Below are 19,066 nucleotides of genomic sequence, written 5' to 3'. Positions count from 1 at the left end.
GCGGAACGTCGGTGTCGGACGGCATGGCACAGCTTTATTTACGGTTGGAGATAACCTCGGTACAGTTGTTACCAATGGTAAACACCAACGGGCGGTTCTCCGTCGAGGGGCAGAACGTCATCATCACCGGGTCGAGTCAGGGTATCGGTCGCGTGACGGCCGAGCAGTTCGCCCGGGAGGGCGCCAACGTGGTCGTCACCTCGCGCTCGGAGGAGAAGATCAACGAGGTCGTCGACGGCATCGAGGACTCCGACGCCCCGGGGCGCGCCATCGCCGTCGAGTGCGACGTGCGCGAACGCGACTCCGTCGAGGCGCTGGTCGAGGCCACCGTCGAGGAGTTCGGCGGCCTCGACAGCATGGTCAACAACGCCGGCGCCTCGTTCATGGCTGGCTTCGACGACATCTCCGAGAACGGCTGGAAGACCATCGTCGATATCAACCTCCACGGCACCTACCACTGCTCGCAGGTCGCCGGAAAGCAGATGCAGGAGGGTGGCGGCGGCAGCATCATCAACTTCGCCTCCGTCGCCGGGACGGACGGCTCGCCGTACATGAGCCACTACGGCGCCGCCAAGGCCGGCGTCGTCAACCTCACGACGACGCTCGCCTACGAGTACGCGGGCCACGACATCCGGGTGAACTGCATCGCCCCCGGCTTCGTCGCCACGCCCGGTGTCGAGACGCAGATGGGCATCTCCGCGGACGACGTCGACCGCGACAGCGTCGAGCGCCGGATGGGGCTCTCCGCGGAGATCGCCGACATCGTCCAGTTCCTCGCCTCGGACGCCGCCTCCTACATCATCGGCGAGACCATCACCGCGAAGGGCGTCCCGGACATCGAGGAGTCGCCCGAAGTCTGAGGAACGACCGGCCCCCGTCGGCAGAAGGAGTCATAAAATCACGCTATTATCGGGATAATATGGCGTTCTTCACGGATATCACGCCGGATCATATCCGTATCCGCATCCTGCTCGTTCTGTTGCTCGCGGTGGTGGTCGGTCTCGCGGCGCTCCTGTCCCCCGTGCTCGGTGAGGGTGGTGCGCTGCTCGTCGGGTTCGGTATGGCCGTGGTCGGAGTATTGGCCCTCCTGGCCGTCTACGCGCTTCGGAGGTGAACGGGTCGAACGCCTAACCGTAGAGAGAGCCCTGGAAGCCCTCGCGCTCTCGACTCGGGAGCCTCGCTGCGCGCTTCCCGTTCCGGGCGTGCGGTGCCCTCGCTTCGCTCGGACACCGTTCCGGGCATGCAGTCCAGTGCTTGCGTCGGCTGCCTTCGTCGAGACCACTCGCCCTTTCATCCCGCCAGGACGTGGAACGCTCCCCAACGCGCCCCACCGAGCTAACACGGTGTGGACGCGACCCTCGAAAGCCAGGCATCGTCACACCGTGCTAGCTCGGTGCGCCGCCCCGTGGACCAGCCAGCAGTCGGGTGGGGATGAAAGGGGCGCCGGGGCTTTCTACAGGATTCCACCATCGACAGTCCGAGTACGATCTCTCACGGCAGTCCGGGTGGAATCTCCCGAAAAGTCGAATGGGCCACCGATGACGTGCCGCCGCCGGATTGAATACCTGCCCGCGAGGCATTGGTTCGCATGACGAAACGCGACGCGTTCCTGCCGGTCGCCGCACAGCCATCCGTCGACGCGCTCGTCGAACAGGCCCAGCGGGCCGAAGACTACGGGTACGACCGCGCATGGCTCCCCGAATCCTGGGGCCGGAACGCCGCCGTCGTCCTCACCAGCATCGCCGAGCGGACCGAGACGATCGGCATCGGGACCTCCATCATGCCGGTCTACTCCCGGTCGCCCGCGCTCATCGGGATGACCGCCGCCACCCTGCAGGAGGTCTCCGACGGTCGCCTCCGCCTCGGACTCGGCCCCTCCGGGCCGATCGTCATCGAGAACTGGCACGGGATGGACTTCGGCAACCCGCTCCGGCGGACCCGCGAGACGGTCGACGTGGTCAAGCAGGTGCTCTCGGGCGAGGAGGTCTCCTACGACGGGGAGTACTTCGACCTCGACGGCTTCCGGCTGCGGAGCGACCCCCCCGAGCCACAGCCCCACATCGACGCCGCCGGGATGGGACCCAAGGCCGTCGAACTGGCGGGCCGCTTCGCCGACGGCTGGCACGCGCTGCTGCTCACCGAGGACGGCCTCGCCGACCGGTACGAGGACTTCCGGCACGGCCGCGAGCTCGCGGGGGAGGACCCCGACGGCGGCCAGGTGACGCTGTCGCTGACCTGCATGGCGCTGGAGGACCGCGAACGGGCGCGAGAGGCCGTGAAGCAGCACGTAGCGTTCTACGTGGGCGCGATGGGTACCTACTATCGTGACAACCTCGCACGCCAGGGGTACGAGGGACTCGCCCATGGCATCCACGACGACTGGCAGGCGGGGAATCCCGGGGAAGCGATGGCACGGATCGACGAGGAGTTCCTGGACACGATCGCCGTTGGCGGGACACCGGACGAATGCCGCGAGCGTGTCGCCGAATGGGAGTCGATGGACTGTGTCGACCGCGTGTCGGTGTCGTTCCCCCGCGACGCGTCGGTGGACGAGATCATCGCGACCGTCGAGGCACTGGCCCCCGACGCCTGAACCACTCGAGCTGAAACCTTCGCCGGGTGACGAAGTGTTCCGTCGGAAAAGGCGTGACATCTCGGACATGGCCGTAATTTTCAATATATAGCCGCCGGTAATAGTCTCGATCCGATCGAAACTACGGCACGAGCGACGGGAAGACCAATTACGACCCACCCCACAACCCCGACCGATGCCCTCCAGACGAGCCCTCCTGCGGAGTGGTGCGGTCGCGGCGGCGGCCGGGCTCGCCGGCTGTTCGGCGCTGGGCGGGGCCCCCGGCCCGGTGCCGCTCCCGGACGCGACCCCCGGACCGGACGACTGGCCGGGCCGCGGTTACGACGCACGGAACACGCGGTACAGCGCCGACGCGGAACCGCCGCGCTCGGAGCCGACGCCGCGGTGGACCCGCGAGTTCCGCTTCTGCCATGAGCCGGTCGTCCGCGGGACGAGACTGGTGTTGAACACCGGAAACGAGGACCGGGAGTACACCGTCGGGCTGCGGACGACGGACGGGAGCGAGGTGTGGCGGTCGGAGTCCGAACCGTGGGGCTACCCGACGCCGACGCTGGGCGCCGAGCGGGCGTACGTGACGGGCCCGGACTGCGCGTTCGGTATCGACCTCGAGACGGGCGAGGAGACCTGGCGCGGACAGCCCTGCCACGGCGCCAACACCGCCGGTGGGACCGTCGCCGACGGACGCCTCTACATGGAGTACGGCGGCTACTTCTCGGCGCTCGACGGCACGGGCCGGGTCCGATGGGCGACGAGCCACGACGCCGAGACGCCGCCGGCGGTCGTCGGGGACACGGCGTTCGTCGCGACGGTGTTCACCGTGGCGGCGCTCGATCTGACCGCCACCGCACGGGAACTCCCCTGGGAGGACCTCGACGACGACCAGCCTGCCCACGCGAAGCGGGAGGCCGCCGGGAGGTGGATGGACCCGCCGGCGGCCTCGAACGTGGGACCACGGTTCCACCACGCGCCGGCGGTCGACGGGTCGCTGGTGTTCGCGACGGCGACCGGGGACGAGGGCGGCGAACTCCGCGCGCTCGCCCGGGCGGACGGGACCGAGCGATGGACCGTGTCGTCACCGCCGAGTCCACGGGCCGGCGAGGAGTCCCGCGAGGCGCCCGACCCGGTGAACGACCCCGTTCCGCCGGTCGTCGCCGACGACCGCGTCGTCACCTGCCTCGGGGACCGCCAGGTGCTCGCGCTGGACCGGGGCGGAACGGTGCAGTGGACCCGGACGCTCGAACACAGCGTGACCGGGCTGGCAGGCGCCGGCGAGACCCTCCTCGCGGTGACCCACGACCGCTCGATCGAGCGGTCCGGCGAGGGACACGGCGGCCTGGTCGCGCTCGACCTCGGGTCGGGCGAGCCGCGCTGGTCGCTGTCGTTCGACGACCACGTCTCGGGGGTGACCCCGGCCGGCGGGACGGTCTACGCGACAGTCGTGGTCGACCGTCGGAACGGCGGGACCGTCTCGACCGAGCGACTGCTGGCCCTCTCGTGAGCCTCCCCCGACCGCCGTGTCGTGGCGCCGTCGGGGGATAAACGGGCCCGTCAGCGTGGGGGTAACTACTTGAGTGGTCCGGCCGCGTGACGGTGCATGAGCGACCAGTACACCGGCGCGGACCTGTTCGTCGACACCCTCGAACAGTACGGCGTCCAGTACGTCTTCGGGAACCCGGGCACGACCGAGCTCCCGGTGATGGACGCGCTCTCACGCAGCGAGCTGGAGTACGTCCTCGGTCTCCAGGAGGACATCGCGGTCGGGATGGCCGCGGGCTACGCACAGACCCGGCGCTACCACGCCCATCACGACCCGAGTATCAACCCCGTCGGGGTGGTGAACCTCCACATCACGCCGGGGCTGGCACACGGGACGGGCAACGTCTTCAACGCCGGCTTCTCCGGCGCGCCGCTGGTGGTGACGGCCGGCAACCACGAACTCGACTTCCGACACGAGGAGCCGCTGCTCGACGGCGACCTCCAGAAGCTGGTGGAGCAGTTCTGCAAGGACAGCGCCGAGGTGACCGATGTCGACGCGCTGCCGCTACTCATGCGCCGGGCCTTCCGGACGGCGCTCACGCCGCCGACGGGTCCCGTCTTCCTCGGGCTCCCGGTGGACGTGATGATGGCGGAGACGGACGACGACCCGCAAGCGATCGGCGAGATCCCCGATGCCGGCGCGGGGGACCCGACGCAGATCGACGCGGCGGCCGACCGGCTCGTGGCCGCCGAGGAACCGTTGCTCGTGCTGGGCGACCATGTCGCCCGGGCGGGTCGCGACGCGGTCGAGGCCGCGGTAGAGCTGGCCGAGGCCAGCGGCGCCCGGGTCCACGGCGAGATCCTCGCCAGCGAGGTCAACTTCCCGACCGACCACGAGCAGTGGGTCTCCTTCGTCGGCACGGGCGAGAACATCGCCAAGATGCTGATGGACACCGACACCATCGCCTTCATCGGCTGCTCGACGCACACGACACTGCTCAAGCACGAGAGCCCGCTGTTGAGCGACGACACGACCGCCATCCACGTCACGCAGGACCCCCATGAGCTGGGGAAGAACTACCAGGTCGACGCCGGCGTCCTCGGCGACCCCGGGCGCGTGATGACCCAGCTCGCGGAGAGGCTCCAGGACCGGCTCGACGAGGAGACCCGACGGGAGCGTGTCGAGAACGTGCTGAACACGAAGGAGATGCTCTCGGGCACGATGAAGCAGCTCGGCGAGGACCCAAAGCCCGAGGGCGACACCCGCGCCTCGAAGGCCGAGCTCGTGGACGCGATGAGCGAGAGCCTCGACGTGGAGAACACCCACATCGTCGACGAGGGCGTCACCTCGAAGTTCGCGCTCCTGACGCGGTACGACCTCCAGCCCGAGTCGTTCGTCGCCACCAAGGGCGGCGGGCTGGGCTACGGCCTGCCCGCCAGCGTCGGCGCCGCGCTCGCCGAGGCGGAGTCCGACGACCCCCGCGACGTGGTCGGCTACATCGGCGACGGCTCCTACCTCTACTATCCGAACACGATGTACACGGCGGCGGCGATGGATCTCGACCTGACCGTCATCGTCCCGGACAACCGGAACTACCGCATCCTGAAGGACAACACCGTCTCGATGATGGGCGGCACGGAGGCGGACTACGACTTCGTGGGGATGGACTTCGAGCCCCACGTCGACATCCCGGCCAACGCGGAGAGCCACGGCTGCCGCGCCACGCTGGTCGAGACGCCCGAGGAGATCCCTGGGGCGCTGGAGGAGGCACTCGGGAGGGACGGCCCGGACGTGCTCGACGTGCTCATCCACGACTGAGGCCGGGGCAAGACACTTGCCGTTCTCGCGTCCGGCCCCGGACGTGTCCCCCAGACGTGCCCTCTACCTCCTGACGGTCGTGCTCGTCCTCACGGCGGGTTGCGTCGGCACGCCGCTCGGCAGCGACGGCCCGTCCGGCGAGAGCCCGGCCTCCCCGGGGCCCACCGCGGCAACGCCGTTCCCCGGCTACGCCATCGACTTCCCCGACGGGCCGAAGGAGCTCCCGGAGCGCCCGACTCCCCTGAACGGATCGAGCGTTCGTGACTACACCCGCACCGTCGAGTACCGCTACGTCTACAACAGTCTCTGGTACGGCGCGGGGAGCGAGGTGTCGGTCGACTGCACTGTCGATTCCGTGACGAAGCGGTCGTCCGGCTACGCGACTGTCGTCACCTGCACCGGCTACTCGAACACCCGGGGCACCGCGTCGGGGACCGTCACGGGGACCGTGTTACATGCGGACTGGGGCTCTCGGACGGCCCGCTACCGCGTGACCGAGAACGCCACCGACCGACGGGTCGAGGGGTGACCGGCCGCCACGACCCGGACCGGTGTTTTACTCCGGGGGCGACCGCAGCCCATGTGAGCCGCACGCTCCCACTCCGGCGAGGGACTCCGGGTCGAGGACGTGCCGCACCCCGGAGCCGGGGCCGGAGGGCCCCTGGTCCAGGTCGCGGGCACCGTCATCGGGACGGGCGAAGGGGTCGGGGTCGACGAGGGGACCGAGTGGCGGTGTTCGGCGGCCGGGCCTGTCACCCGCGCGGTCCGCGACCGCGGGGAGGACCAGCTCTGCAGACCCCGCGACCCGGCTGGACATCGGCGGCGACGCCATCGGGTCCTCCTGGAGCGTATGCGTGAACCGGATCCCAACCACGCACCGGCACGACATCCGTGGGGGTGACTACCCCCTCACTGTCGCTCCGGTATCCGCCATGGGGGGTTCGGATACCGTTTCAGGGCTCCGTTGCAACCCTCGGGCGATGACGGGAGCCCTCCGCTGGCTGCAGAGCGCGAATCCTGCACGACGGTCCGCCCGGATCACGGGCGAAGAGGGCCGGTCGATGCGGTGTCCGAGGTAGGTACTGGATCCGTTTGACCCTACCTCGTTGTTATCATGGGGCCGGGGAAACCAACAAGTGATGACTGCCGTACTCGAACGACGGAAACGCCTGGGCGGCGCTCTGTTCGCTGTCGGATTGGCTATTGGCCTCGCACAGGTCGTGGCTTTCCCCGGCATGCTGTTCGGTGGTTGTACTGATGTCGGTGTCCCGGAGGGACAAGGACAGGAGGTCAGTATCATCGGAGTCCAGGGTTCGAGCCTACTGTGCACACCTGACGGAGTGAACGAATGTAGTATCCCGCTTCCGGCAGTCCTCACTCCGGTTGGACTCGTTGCTGTCGGGGGTGGACTGGTTCTCTTCACTGACTGATGGCTTCCGTTCTATCCCCGTCTCGTGCTGCTGGACCCGGATGTGGAACGGGTTGTCGAACCTGCTTCATGCCTGAAGCCCCGGCATTCCCCATGCATATCATAGCCTACCCAGTCCGCTGACTCCGTGCTCCCTGTTCAGCACGACCGTTGAAACGAATCGCTGGCTAGTGATCCGAACACGGCCCGTTTCCATCAGACTACGCGCATCACGGAGAACAGCAGACGGCTACCCGTCACGGTCCCGGAGACGGGAACGACCACGGACACAGGGGGGAACGGAACGGCGACCGCGAGGGCGGGGTCGAGAGCCACGCCCTATCGAGGCCCTGAGCCGCGGAATGACCCCGAGGCGGTAGGTTGAAGCGTGCACACACGCACGGGAAGGTATGGACTTGGAGCAGTTCGACCACCCGAGTTGGTTCACCGCCGCCGGGACGCTCGTCAGTTACACGGTCATCCTGGTGGCGATGTTCATCCTCCTGTTCGTCGTCCCGTACCTGGTCTTCCTCGCCATCTGAGCCGTCACCAGCCGACCCGTTCCGGCGCGGAGGTCTCGCCGTCGTCTCTCGCCTCGAACTCGATACGGCGCCCCAGCCACAGCGCCACGGCCAGGGCGACCAGCAGTGCGACCAGAAGCCCGGCGGGGACCCGCCAGGCCCCGCCCCGCCAGTCGGCCTCGAAGACGCGGCCGAAGTAGCGGGCCGCGCCGTCGCTCCGCAGCGCGAGGACGACCTCCCGGTTCTCCCGGGCGGAGTGGTTGTTCCAGTTGAGACTGCCGAGGACCGCCGTCTCGCCGTCCACAACGAGCCCCTTCGCATGGACGGTGCCGTACCGGCCCCGGGGGTCGGCGAGCTTCGCCGTCAGGTCCAGCCCCTCGCGGGCGGCCCGGTCGTTCAGCGCCCGGACGACGGCGCGGTTCCCCTCGCGGGCGTACCAGGCACCGTTGAGCAGCACCCGGACCGCCACACCGCGGCGGGCCGCTCGGACCAGTGCCCGGACGAACGGCTGGTCCGGGCCGCCGGCGGTGGCCTGGAGCACGCGGACGGACTCGTTCGCCCGGTCGATGTGCGCGATGACCGCTCGCTCGGCGTTGTCCGGCGCGACCAGCAGTCGGACGCGGTCGACCTCGACGTCTCGCGGCCGGAAGCGGGTCGGGTACGAGCCGTTGGCCGGGTCCCCGGGCTCGTAACCCTCGTGATCGGCTCGGACCGCAGCCCACGGTCGCGCGCCACGCCCCTCGAAGTCCGCCCGGAAGGTGCGCGCCAGCTCGTCGGCGGTCCCCCCGTTCCGGACGGTCACCCCCCAACCACGCGAGCCGTTCCCGCCGGTGCCGGACGGCTTCCAGTTCTCGGTCAGCACGACCGCCCGGTCGTCCGTGACGGCGTACTTCGCGTGGTGGAAGGCGTACCGGGCGCGCGGCCCGCCGACTAGCCGGACGGTCACGCCAGCGGTGACCAGCCGATCCAGCGTCCGGGCCTCGCGCCGGGAGAGCCCGCCGACCGGCGCCCCGTCGACCAGCACCGCCACGCGGACGCCGCGCTCGGCGGCTCCGACGAGCGCATCCGCGACACGCTCGGAGCTCAGCGTGTAGCCGGCCAGTAGCAGTCGCTCGTCGGCACTCCGGAGCGCCTCGACCGGCGGCCCGGGGGCGTCGGGCAGGACGAACGCCCGTGCAGTACCACCCTGACTCCCCCGGACCGGGAACGCGGTCGCGCCGACCGGTCGGAACGCGCCGGTGTCGGGTCGGTAGACCTCCCCCTTCGGGGCACCCCGGTAGCGTAGCGAGTCCACGACGACGCCGTCGACGAGCAGCCGCAGTTCCTCGCCGCCGTTGGCGAGGGCCGGGAGCGGCGTCCGGACGACCGTTCCGACCGCCGCCGTGTCCGTCCGGTTACGCACGGCCGCCGGGTCGGTCGTCAGGGTGACTCGACCGCCGACGGTCCGGTTCGGGAGCGTCACGCGCTGCTCGCCGTCGTCGAGCGCGAACCGTCCGAGGTCGCTGTCGGGCGGGGCCGACAGCGTCACCGACTCGCCGCGGTCCTCCGGCGCGACCGGGTTCGGGACTGCCCGGACGAACTCGGCCTCCGGACCGACGGCCCCGCCGGCCGCTGGGGCGAACGGCACGACTGCCGCGAGGGCAAGCAGCGTCGCGACGACGAGTTCGGGCCGTGGAGCCGACACGGGGGGTCTGGTCCCGGTATCCCACTTGAAGCTACGGGCCGGAACCGTTCGTGATGGTAGCCCCTCGTAACCGGGAAACTCCGAGGACATCCGGCAGGAGTCGGAGTTACGGGGGAAACAGCTAGGTTCCGGGGCTCAGGCGCGCGTCTTCTGCCGCTTCCCCAGCGCCTCGGCCGCGCTCTCGGCCTCGTCCTGAACGATGAACGAACGGTCGTCGGCGTAGGCGGCGGCCGACTCGAGGGCTCGCTCGGTGCCGATACGGTTGAGCGCCCAGACGGCGGCCGCCCGGACGGAGTCGTCGTCGTCGTCGGTGATACGGTTGGCCAGCGGGTCGATGGCACGGGGGTCGCCGATCATGCCGAGCGCGCGGGCAGCGCGGGCCCGGACGCCGGGGTCCTCGGCGACGAGCCGATCGGCCACATCCTGGGTCGCCTCCTCGCTGCCGATCTCGCCGAGCGCGCGCAGCGTCGTCCGCTGGAGCGGCGGGTTGGACTCGTCCTGGATGAACTCGAGCAGCGTGTCGACCGCGCGGTCGTCGGCGATCTTGCCGAGCACCTCGATGGCCGAGCGGTCCCGCTTCCGGGCGCGCTCGTGCATCGCGTCGAAGGCCTCCGGCGAGCCCATCCGGCGGAGCGCCTCGATGCAGTTCGACTCCATGAACTCGCTGGTGAGGTAGTCAAGCGCTATCAGGACGCGCTCGGGGTTGTTCTCGCGCTCGGCGATGCGGACGACGCTGAGCTCCGGCGGGAAGTCCTTCCGGTTCTCGGAGGTGAGGCGGTCGTAGAACCCCTCGGCGGTCATCTTCTGCCGGACGGAGAGGTCGTCCCAGACCTCGGCGTCGTCGAGGGCCGACGTCAGCGCGTCGGCGGCCTCGACCAGCGCGGCGATCGGCTCCGCGTCGTCGTCGGGGTCGAACCCGGCGTCGCCGATGGCCGCGGCGGCGGCCTCGAGCGCCTCGACGGCCGCGTCCGGCGTGTCACCGGCGTCGGCGTCGACTGCCACGTCGGCCTCCTCGACGGCGGCCAGGAAGGTCGCGACGGCCTCGGCGGCCTCGGACTCGCCGCGGTCGGTCCACTCGGCGTCGGTCAGGGTCCCCTGTGCCTCCTCGACGGCCGCGACGACGTCCTCGGCGTACGGGCCGCGGGCCTCCTCCAGGTCACCGCGGAGGGCCTCGATGCGCGCCTCCAGGTCGGCACGCGGGTCCTCGGCGTCCTCGGCGTCCTCGTCCGGTTCCGGCAGGTCCGCGGCCTCCACCGTCCCGGCCACGTCGTCCAGGTCGGCCGCGACCGCATCGAGGTCGGCCTCGGTCGCGGCGGCCTCCAGGGATTCGGCGACCCCGTCCAGCCGCTCGTCCAGTTCGTCGGCGTCGACGTCGACCGCGAGCGCGTCCTCCGCTGCCTCGGAGTCGGCGTCGTCGGGCGCGTCCTCGTCGCTCATGGGCGTTCGTTGTCCATTCGGGGTAAAGGCGTTTCCGTTCCGCCCGCACGGCAGTCAGTCGTCGCGCCAGTAGAACCGCGGGGCCAGGACGAGGTAGGCGAGCGCCGCCAGCAGCAGGCTCCGGGGGAAGACACCGCTGAGGACGTCGGGGGCAAACACCGCGAGCGCCTGGAGTCCGCCCAGCACCAGCGCGTCGCGGGCGAACAGCTCCGGATACGTGACGGGCGCGAGCATCAGGTAGACGAACAGTCCGGTCGCACAGAGCAGGACGGTCGCGACGGAGGTCCCGAGCGCGGTCGCCAGCGGGCTCAGTCCGGCGAGATAGCCCGCCGCCAGGAGCGTCCCCGCGAGCGTCGTCTGGACGCCCTCGGTCGTCGCGCCGTTCAGGTCCTCGGCGGTGTACAGGCCCAGTCGGAGGACGGCGGCGGCGACGAACAGCCCCGGGAGTAGCAGCGCGGCGACGCCGGCCCCGTCGGCGGCGACCCCCCACTCGGCCCGCGCGACGGCGAAGACGAACACCGCGGGGGCGACGGCGAAGGAGGCCACGTCCGCCAGCGAATCGAGCACCTGCCCCACCTCCGTCCCGCCGTAGCGGCGGGCCAGCACCCCGTCGAGCCCGTCGGCGATGGCGGCCAGAAGCAGCAGGCGGGCGGCCAGCGCCGGGTCGACCGCGGCGACCGCCGCGGCGGCGAATCCGAGCGCCGCGTTGGCCACGGTCACCGCGTCCGCGACGCCGATACGGCCGACGAAGCGGGGCTGGGCGCGCATGTCCTCGGCGTCGACGGTCGCGCTCTTAGTCGGTTCGCTCTCCGGCTGGAGGGCGACAGCCGCACGAACGGACTGGCCCGCGCCGCCCTGACGGTGGACTTTACCGCCTGGCCACACAGCCTCCGAGTATGACGTTCCGGCTGGTGCTTGGTGGTGGTTCCGTCGGCCGGAAACTCGCCGCCGCCGCCGGCGAGGGCCGGGACGACCTGCTCGTCCTCACCGACGACGAGTCCCGGGTGGCGTCGTTCCGACAGGGGGGTGTCGCCGCCGAGACGGCCGACCCGACCGACCCCGGCGCCATCCGGGCCCGTGCGGGCCGCGTCGACAGCATCGTCGTCGGGGGGCCGGACCCAGCCCGCAACAGGGCCATCACCGAGGCTGCCCGGGAGGCATACCCCGACGCGTTCCTGCTGTCCTACACCGGTCTCGACGCGACGCCCGCGGACCGGCGGGCGCTCACGGCCCTCGCCGACCGGACCGTCGACCCCGGCGCGGCCGTCGCCGAAGCCCTGCTGAGTCGCGTCGGCGACGAGGGGTATCGGCTCCGGCGACTCAACCGCGTCCTCGCGGACGTCGACGGCCGGCTGGCGGTCGTCATGCACGACAACCCGGACCCGGACGCCATCGCGTCGGCGGTCGCGCTGTGCACTCTCGCCGAGCGGGCGGGGGTGACGGCCGACGCCTGCTACTACGGGGCTATCAACCATCAGGAGAACCGCGCGCTGGTCAACCTGCTCGACTACGACCTGGTGAACCTGGAGGCCGAGGCGGACCCGCGGGAGACGTACGGCGGGTTCGCGCTGGTCGACCACTCCCGACCCGGCGTCAACGACCAGCTCCCGCCCGGAACGCCGGTCGACGTGGTCATCGACCACCATCCGCCGCGGGGGGCCGTGGAGGCGTCGTTCGTCGACCTCCGGAGCGACGTGGGTGCGACGAGCACCCTCCTCACCGGCTATCTGGAGGGGTTCACCGTCGAGCCGACGACGGCGGTCGCCACCGGCCTCCTGTTCGGCATCCGCGTCGACACCCGCGACTTCTCGCGCGAGGTCTCCATCGAGGACTTCCGGGCGGCCGCCACGCTGGTCCCGCACGTCGACGGGGACGTGCTGGAACGCATCGAGTCGCCGAGCGTGAGCATGGAGACCCTGGACTGCATCGGCCGGGCCATCGGCAGGCGGGAGGTCCACGGGCAGGTCGTCGTCTCCTGCATCGGGCGGACGGGCGACCGCGACGCCCTCGCACAGGCCGCCGACACGCTGCTCGACCTCAAGGATGTCACCACGACGTTCGTCTACGGCTACACGGACGAGATGGTGTACGGCTCCGCGCGGGCCCGCGGGACGGACCTGGACCTGGGCGAGGTGCTCCGGGACGCCTTCGGACAGATCGGGAGCGCCGGCGGCCACGCGGACATGGCGGGCGCGCAGTTGCCGGTCGGCTCGCTCGCGGTCCGGTTCGAGAGCGACGAGGCCGAGGGCGTCGACCACGACCCCGAGGACGACCTCCGCGAGGCCATCGACGGCCGGTTCCTCGAGGCGCTCGACATCTACCCGGACCGCGCCACCGGGGTGATGTACGGCCGGGACTACCTCGGCTCGACGACCGCACCGTTCGGTGGTGACCCCCGCGGGAACGGGTCGCCGGACGGGACGTAGGCCCGCTCGGGCCAGGTCGGGGGGGAGCGCTTTTGCCCGCCCGCATCCGATGGAGGGACGATGGTAGACGGCAGGGAGAGCAAGCCCCGGGTTCGCGACTACATGACCAGCGAGGTCGAGACCGTCTCGGCCGACGAGACGGTGGCCGACGTCGCCCGCCAGATGGCCGAGAGCGACGGCCACGGGGGGGTCCCGGTCTGCGATGGGCGCCACGTCGAGGGGTTCGTCGCCGCTCGCGACCTGCTGCTCGCCGACGATAACGACCCCGTATTCAAGCTGATGACCCGGGACCTCGTCGTCGCGCACCCGGAGATGGAGATCACGGACGCCGCGCGCGTCATCCTCCGCTCGGGCATCAACCGACTCCCCGTGGTCGACGACGCCGGCAACCTCGTCGGCATCATCTCCAACGCCGACGTCATCCGCTCGCAGATCGAGCGCGCCACGCCCGGGAAGGTCAACAAGCTGAAGCGGACCCTGCAGAACATCCACGGCGTCGGCGCGACGGAGGAGCGCCGCACCGTGAGGCTGGAGGGGCTCCGCCCGACCCAGTCGAAGGTGTACTCGGACGAGCTGGAGGGGCGCAGCTACGAGCTGGAGAACGGTCTCGCCGAGCCGCTGGTCGTCATCGACAACGACGGGGAGCTGCTGCTGGCCGACGGCCACCATCGCGTGAAGGCCGCCCACAAGCTCGATATCGAGGAGATGGACGCCTACGTCATCGTGCTCGACCAGCGGGTCGAGCTCGGCATGTCCGAGACGGCCCGCAAGGAGGACCTCCACGAGATCGACGACATCCAGGAGGTCGATTACGCACACCACCCGCTCGTCGAGACCACCCATCGGCTGCAGGAGTCCGGGCGCTGAGGGCGGCGGCCTTTTGTCCGCGCCGCCCCAATGGGGCGTAGTGACGGAACCGTTCGAGGGCGGCCGGGCCGACCCGGCCGTGGCCGTTCGAGACCTACACAAGTCGTACGGGAGTGGCGCGTCCGCGGTGACGGCCGTCGACGGGGCCTCCTTCACCGTCGGGCGGGGCGAGGTAGTCGGGCTGCTCGGCCCGAACGGGGCGGGCAAGACGACCACGATGAAGGCCGCGCTCGGCCTCCTCGTCCCGACCACGGGCTCGTGCGAGGTGTTCGGCGTCGACGTCCACGCGGAGACGGCGCGGGCGTACCGCCACGTCGGCGCGATGCTGGAGGGCGCACGCAACGTCTACTGGCGGCTGACGCCCCGCGAGAACTGCGCCTTCTTCGCGTCGCTGCAGGGGATCGACCCCCAGACGCGTCGCGAGGAGCACGACCGGCTGCTGGAGTCGCTGGACCTGCTCGACCGCGCCGACGACGCGGTCAACGACTTCTCGCGGGGGATGAAGGGGAAGGTGGCGCTGGCGGCCACGCTGGCCCGGGAGACGCCAGTGGTCTTCCTCGACGAGCCGACGCTCGGGCTGGACGTGGAGGCGACCCGCGACCTGCGGCGGCGCATCCGCCGGCTCGCGGACGAGGAGGGCCGCACGGTGCTGCTGTCGAGCCACGACATGGACACCGTGCAGGCGGTCTGTGACCGTGCGGTGGTGATGAACGAGGGCCGCGTCGTCGCCGACGACCCCGTCGAGGACCTCGTCGGCCTGTTCCGCACCCGCGAGTACGAGGTGACGGTCACGGGGACGCTCGGGGAGACGCGGGCGGCGCTGGCAAGCGAGTTCGACGCCGAGAGGTTCCGCGAGACGCCCGACGGCATCCGGTTCACCGCGGTCGTCCCGGAGGGCGGGTTCTACGGGTTCATCGACCGGCTCCGGGCCGCCGAGGTGGAGGTGGTGTCGGTCACCACCCGCGACGCCGACCTCGAGGACGCGTTCCTCCGGCTCACGGGCGAGGACGGGCGACCGCCGACGGGTACCGGGGTGCTCGCGGAATGAGTGGCGGGCCCGGACGCCGCGACGACGCGGACGACGGGAGCCCACAGCGCCCCGACGGCGGGACCGTCGCGGGGGAGGCGCCGACGACGCCGGCCGCGACCGGCCGTGCCGGCGGCCCGGGACTCCGCGAGTCGTACGTGCTCGCGCGGGCGGTCGCCTACAAGTCGCTCGTCCTGCGGGTCCGCTACGCGTTCAACACGCTGACCAACCTGGTCACCATCTACGTCTTCTTCGCGCTGCTGTTCTTCGGCGGCCGCGCGGTCGCGCCCCAGGCGATCACGGACTCGCTGACCGGCATCATCGTCGGCTTCTTCCTCCTGCTGATGGCGACGGTCGCCTACTCCGACCTCTCGTGGGAGCTCATCCGCGAGGCCCAGTGGGGGACGCTGGAGCAGCTGTACATGTCGCCGCTGGGCTTTCGCCGGGTGGTGTTCCTGAAGACGGCGGTGAACGTACTCGTCGCGTTCGTCTTCGGTGCGCTCCTGCTGGGAGCGATGCTGCTGACGACGGGGACGCGGCTGGCGCTCGACCCCCTGACGGTGGTGCCGCTGGGACTGCTCACGCTGGGGCCCGCCGTCGGTGTGGGCTACGTGCTGGGCGGGCTGGCGCTGCTGTTCAAGCGCGTCGAGAACGTCTTCCAGATCGTCCAGTTCAGCTTCGTCGGGCTCGTCGCCGCGCCGGTCGATGCCTACCCGCTATTGAAGACGCTGCCGCTCGCGCTCGGGGCGGACCTGCTTCGCACGGCGATGGGCGAGAGCGTTCGGCTCTGGGCGCTCCCCACGGTCGACCTCGCGCTGCTCGTCGTGAAGGCGGTCCTCTACGTGGCCGCCGGCCACGTCGTCTTCGGCTGGCTGGCGCGGCGGGCCCGCGCCGGCGGCAAGCTCGGCAAGTACTAGGCCTCGAAGTGGTCCTTCAGGTTCTCCAGGGTCGTCCGGAGTTCGCGCTCGTTGTACCGCTCGACGAACGGCCGCGCGGCCCGCTCTGCTACCCTCGAGGGGAGTTCGTAGTCGGCTGCGTAGGTGACGCGGGTCCCCGGCTCGCCGTCGTCGCCGGCCTCGTCGGCGAAGGTCCAGGTGATGGTCCCCGTGAGCGGGCCCTGGTCCATCCCGAAGACGACCCGTTCCCCGGGCTCGTAGGTCGGTGTCTCCAGTGTCCCGTCGAGGTCGATGCCCGCCATCGTGTAGGTGTAGTCGAGTCGCTTGCCGCCGTTCGGCAGCGGCTCGACCTGCCGGATATCGGTGATCGACGGGCTGATGACCGCCTGGTTGTGGGGGTCGTCCATGAACTCGAACACGGACTCGCGGGGGGCGTCGACGTGAATGGACTCCTCGACTTGGATCACGTGTGGGGCTGTGGTCGCGGCGGACAAGTGACTGGTGGCGCTTACGCCAACCTTCTTTACCTGACGCCCCGAACGGGTGTTCATGTTCGGCAAGGAGGATCTGGAATCCATCCGGAACTCGCGCGAGACATGGGAGTCCGAGACGCTTGACCCGTGGCTCGAGCGGGGTGGTGAGCGGAAGGACGAGTTCGTCACCGTCTCCAACCACGGCATCGACCGCCTGTACACCCCGGATGACATCGCCGACCTCGACTACGACGAGGACCTCGGCATGCCCGGCGAGGAGCCGTACACCCGGGGGGCGTACCCGACGATGTACCGCGGCCGGACGTGGACGATGCGGCAGTTCGCCGGCTTCGGCACCGCCGAGGAGACCAACGAGCGGTTCCACTACCTCATCGACGAGGGCCAGACCGGGCTCTCGACGGCGTTCGACATGCCCTCGCTGATGGGGCTGGACTCCGACGACCCGATGAGCCTCGGCGAGGTCGGGAAGGAGGGCGTCGCCGTCGACACCCTCGCGGACATGGAGGTGCTGTTCGACGGCATCGACCTCGGCGAGGTGAGCACCTCCTTCACCATCAACCCCTCCGCCGCGGTCATCTACGCGATGTACCTCGCGCTGGCCGACCAGCAGGACGTCCCCCGCGAGCAGGTGCGCGGGACCCTGCAGAACGACATGCTGAAGGAGTTCATCGCGCAGAAGGAGTGGGTCATCCCGCCCGAGTCGTCGCTCGACCTCGTCACCGACGTCGTCGAGTACGCGGTGCGGAACACGCCGAAGTTCTACCCCGTCTCCGTCAGCGGCTACCACATCCGCGAGGCCGGTTCCACCGCCGCCCAGGAGGCCGCGTTCACGCTGGCCGACGGGTTCGCCTACGTCGAGGACGCCACCGACCGCGGGCTCGAGGTCGACGAGGTGGCCCCACAGCTCTCCTTCTTCTTCAACTCGCACAACTCCATGCTGGAGGAGGTCGCCAAGTTCCGGGCCTCCCGCCGCGTCTACGCCCGCGTCATGGACGAGTGGTACGACGCCGAGTCCGAGTCGTCCAAGCGGCTGAAGTTCCACACCCAGACCGCCGGCCAGTCGCTCACCGCCCAGCAGCCCCTCAACAACATCGTCCGGACGACGGTGCAGGCGATGGCCGCCGTCCTCGGGGGCACCCAGTCGCTGCACACCAACTCCTACGACGAGGCGCTGGCGCTGCCGAGCGAGGACGCCGTCCGCGTGGCGCTTCGGACCCAGCAGATCCTCGCCGAGGAGTCCGGCGTCGGCGACACCGTCGACCCGCTGGGCGGCAGCTTCGCCGTCGAGACGCTCACCGACGAGATGGAGGCCGAGATCATGGAGTATCTCGAGGCCATCCGCGAGATGGGCGAGGGTTCGATGCGCGAGGGCGTGCTCGCCGGCATCGACCGGGGCTACTTCCACCGCGAGATCCAGGAGGCCTCCTACGAGTACCAGCAGCGCGTCGACGCCGGCGAGGAGGTCGTCGTCGGGGTCAACCAGTACGAGATCGAGGACGACCCGGACACGGACATCCTGAAGGTCGACGAGGACACCCGCGAGCGTCAGCTGGCGCGGCTCGAACGGGTAAAGGACGAGCGGGACGACGAGGCCGTCACAGAGGCCCTCGAGGCCATCGACGGGGCCATCGAGAACGGCGAGAACACCATCCCCTACATCATCGACGCCGTGAAGGAGTACGCGACGATGGGGGAGATAATGGAGGTCTTCGAGGCGCAGCACGGCCAGTACCAGGAGAAGATCGGCCTGGCCTGACCGGCGAGGGTTCGGTCCGGGGCGGTGTTTCGTCCTCGGGCTTTCGGTCTCGGTGGCCGGATATCCGAATAGTGCGGCCGATTGCTCCATCATCTCCGGAATAAGCTGGCTATCTCTGTTGTAACTCCGCAAATCCGCGCCGGTCGGGGCGACGCCGGACGCCCGTGACCCGGTCCCGGCACGCACTTGACCGCCGGGCTCGTACGCGAGGGCGTGTCCGTCATCGACGCCGTCCCACAGCGGGTCCGCACCACGGCCGTCGCCGTGCTCGTCGCCGCGCTGCCGGTCCCAGCGATCGCGCCGGCGGTCGGGGGCGGCGTCGCCGCGGCCCTGCTCGGCGGGTCGCGACGGGTCGACACCCGGCTCGGTGCCGTCGTCGGCATGCTCGGGGGACTGGGCTACGTCCTCGGCTGGACGGTGCTGGCGTTCGTCCTCCAGGGGGCCTTCCCGCCGGAGCTCCCGGACGGGAACGGGTTCGTCGGCTTCGCCGTCTACGTGCTCCTCCTCGATCTGTCGGGCGGCGCCGTCGGCGGGCTGGTGGGCGGGGCCCTCGCTCGGCGTGCGCGTGACCGGGACGACGGCGAGGACGCCTCCGGGTTCGAGCGGCCGGAGTGACCGGGCGACGCGCTGGCGGTCATCAGGGCCGGCGGGTCAGGCGTCGT

18 protein-coding genes are annotated in these 19,066 nt (G+C 70.5%); 13 read left to right on the top strand and 5 right to left on the bottom strand.

The annotated features are described in order from the left end of the window. The first annotated feature begins 74 nt into the window (after positions 1-74). The 6 genes from DP107_RS08300 (at position 75) to DP107_RS08275 (ending at position 6,417) form a co-directional block, all read left to right on the top strand. Positions 75-860, top strand: coding sequence for an SDR family NAD(P)-dependent oxidoreductase (locus tag DP107_RS08300; protein WP_144261693.1), 786 nt, complete (start codon positions 75-77; stop codon positions 858-860). A 59-nt stretch (positions 861-919) separates the two neighbouring features. Next, positions 920-1,114, top strand: coding sequence for a hypothetical protein (locus tag DP107_RS08295; RefSeq protein ID WP_144261692.1), 195 nt, complete (start codon positions 920-922; stop codon positions 1,112-1,114). Between the two features lie 474 nt (positions 1,115-1,588). Next, positions 1,589-2,593, top strand: a complete 1,005-nt coding sequence (locus DP107_RS08290; protein ID WP_144261691.1) for a TIGR04024 family LLM class F420-dependent oxidoreductase — start codon at positions 1,589-1,591, stop codon at positions 2,591-2,593. Between the two features lie 175 nt (positions 2,594-2,768). Further along, positions 2,769-4,091, top strand: coding sequence for an outer membrane protein assembly factor BamB family protein (locus DP107_RS08285; protein ID WP_144261690.1), 1,323 nt, complete (start codon positions 2,769-2,771; stop codon positions 4,089-4,091). 96 nt (positions 4,092-4,187) lie between these two features. Then, positions 4,188-5,888 (top strand): thiamine pyrophosphate-binding protein, encoded by a 1,701-nt coding sequence (locus DP107_RS08280; protein ID WP_144261689.1) that lies wholly within the window; start codon positions 4,188-4,190, stop codon positions 5,886-5,888. A 43-nt stretch (positions 5,889-5,931) separates the two neighbouring features. Then, complete coding sequence (locus DP107_RS08275) at positions 5,932-6,417, top strand: hypothetical protein (RefSeq protein WP_144261688.1); 486 nt, start codon at positions 5,932-5,934, stop codon at positions 6,415-6,417. Between the two features lie 27 nt (positions 6,418-6,444). Here the strand turns inward: DP107_RS08275 and DP107_RS19930 are convergent, their stop codons facing one another. Beyond that, on the bottom strand, positions 6,445-6,762 hold the full coding sequence (locus DP107_RS19930) for a hypothetical protein (RefSeq protein WP_185977229.1): 318 nt from the start codon (positions 6,760-6,762) through the stop codon (positions 6,445-6,447). A gap of 944 nt (positions 6,763-7,706) precedes the next feature. Here DP107_RS19930 and DP107_RS21120 point away from each other — a divergent pair. Then, positions 7,707-7,838: a hypothetical protein gene (locus DP107_RS21120; RefSeq protein ID WP_272949835.1), complete on the top strand. Its 132-nt coding sequence runs from the start codon at positions 7,707-7,709 to the stop codon at positions 7,836-7,838. A gap of 4 nt (positions 7,839-7,842) precedes the next feature. Here the strand turns inward: DP107_RS21120 and DP107_RS08265 are convergent, their stop codons facing one another. The 3 genes from DP107_RS08265 to DP107_RS08255 all read right to left on the bottom strand — a co-directional run bounded on the left by DP107_RS08265 (position 7,843) and on the right by DP107_RS08255 (position 11,706). Then, the gene (locus tag DP107_RS08265) at positions 7,843-9,501 is read right to left on the bottom strand and encodes a phospholipase D-like domain-containing protein (RefSeq protein ID WP_185977228.1); all 1,659 of its coding nucleotides are present in this window, start codon (positions 9,499-9,501) and stop codon (positions 7,843-7,845) included. Between the two features lie 135 nt (positions 9,502-9,636). Continuing rightward, complete coding sequence (locus tag DP107_RS08260; protein ID WP_144261685.1) at positions 9,637-10,938, bottom strand: HEAT repeat domain-containing protein; 1,302 nt, start codon at positions 10,936-10,938, stop codon at positions 9,637-9,639. 54 nt (positions 10,939-10,992) lie between these two features. Beyond that, complete coding sequence (locus DP107_RS08255) at positions 10,993-11,706, bottom strand: protein sorting system archaetidylserine synthase (protein WP_144261684.1); 714 nt, start codon at positions 11,704-11,706, stop codon at positions 10,993-10,995. A 128-nt stretch (positions 11,707-11,834) separates the two neighbouring features. Here DP107_RS08255 and DP107_RS08250 point away from each other — a divergent pair, with 128 nt between their 5' ends. From DP107_RS08250 to DP107_RS08235, 4 genes are read left to right on the top strand one after another with little or no spacing between them, the layout of a single operon-like run. Next, positions 11,835-13,364, top strand: coding sequence for a DHH family phosphoesterase (locus tag DP107_RS08250; RefSeq protein ID WP_144261683.1), 1,530 nt, complete (start codon positions 11,835-11,837; stop codon positions 13,362-13,364). Between the two features lie 60 nt (positions 13,365-13,424). Then, positions 13,425-14,231, top strand: a complete 807-nt coding sequence (locus DP107_RS08245) for a CBS pair associated ParBc domain-containing protein (protein WP_144261682.1) — start codon at positions 13,425-13,427, stop codon at positions 14,229-14,231. Between the two features lie 40 nt (positions 14,232-14,271). Then, positions 14,272-15,279, top strand: a complete 1,008-nt coding sequence (locus DP107_RS08240; RefSeq protein WP_144261681.1) for an ABC transporter ATP-binding protein — start codon at positions 14,272-14,274, stop codon at positions 15,277-15,279. Beyond that, positions 15,276-16,175 (top strand): ABC transporter permease, encoded by a 900-nt coding sequence (locus tag DP107_RS08235; protein WP_238330831.1) that lies wholly within the window; start codon positions 15,276-15,278, stop codon positions 16,173-16,175. Before DP107_RS08240 ends, DP107_RS08235 begins: the two co-directional genes overlap by 4 nt. Here DP107_RS08235 and DP107_RS08230 read toward each other — a convergent pair. Then, positions 16,172-16,621, bottom strand: a complete 450-nt coding sequence (locus DP107_RS08230) for an SRPBCC family protein (RefSeq protein WP_238330830.1) — start codon at positions 16,619-16,621, stop codon at positions 16,172-16,174. The two genes, DP107_RS08235 and DP107_RS08230, sit on opposite strands and share 4 nt — an antisense overlap. 82 nt (positions 16,622-16,703) lie before the next feature. On the opposite strand from DP107_RS08230, the gene DP107_RS08225 reads away from it, so the two are divergent. Further along, a complete protein-coding gene (locus tag DP107_RS08225) occupies positions 16,704-18,404 on the top strand; it encodes an acyl-CoA mutase large subunit family protein (RefSeq protein WP_144261679.1) in 1,701 nt (566 codons plus the stop codon). Positions 18,405-18,617: 213 nt separating this feature from the next. Then, complete coding sequence (locus tag DP107_RS08220; RefSeq protein ID WP_144261678.1) at positions 18,618-19,019, top strand: hypothetical protein; 402 nt, start codon at positions 18,618-18,620, stop codon at positions 19,017-19,019. Positions 19,020-19,066: the final 47 nt, after the last annotated feature.

It is taken from the genome of Haloglomus irregulare (assembly GCF_007421925.1).
GTDB lineage: Archaea > Halobacteriota > Halobacteria > Halobacteriales > Haloarculaceae > Haloglomus > Haloglomus irregulare.
This window is presented reverse-complemented; position numbering and strand designations above follow the sequence as displayed.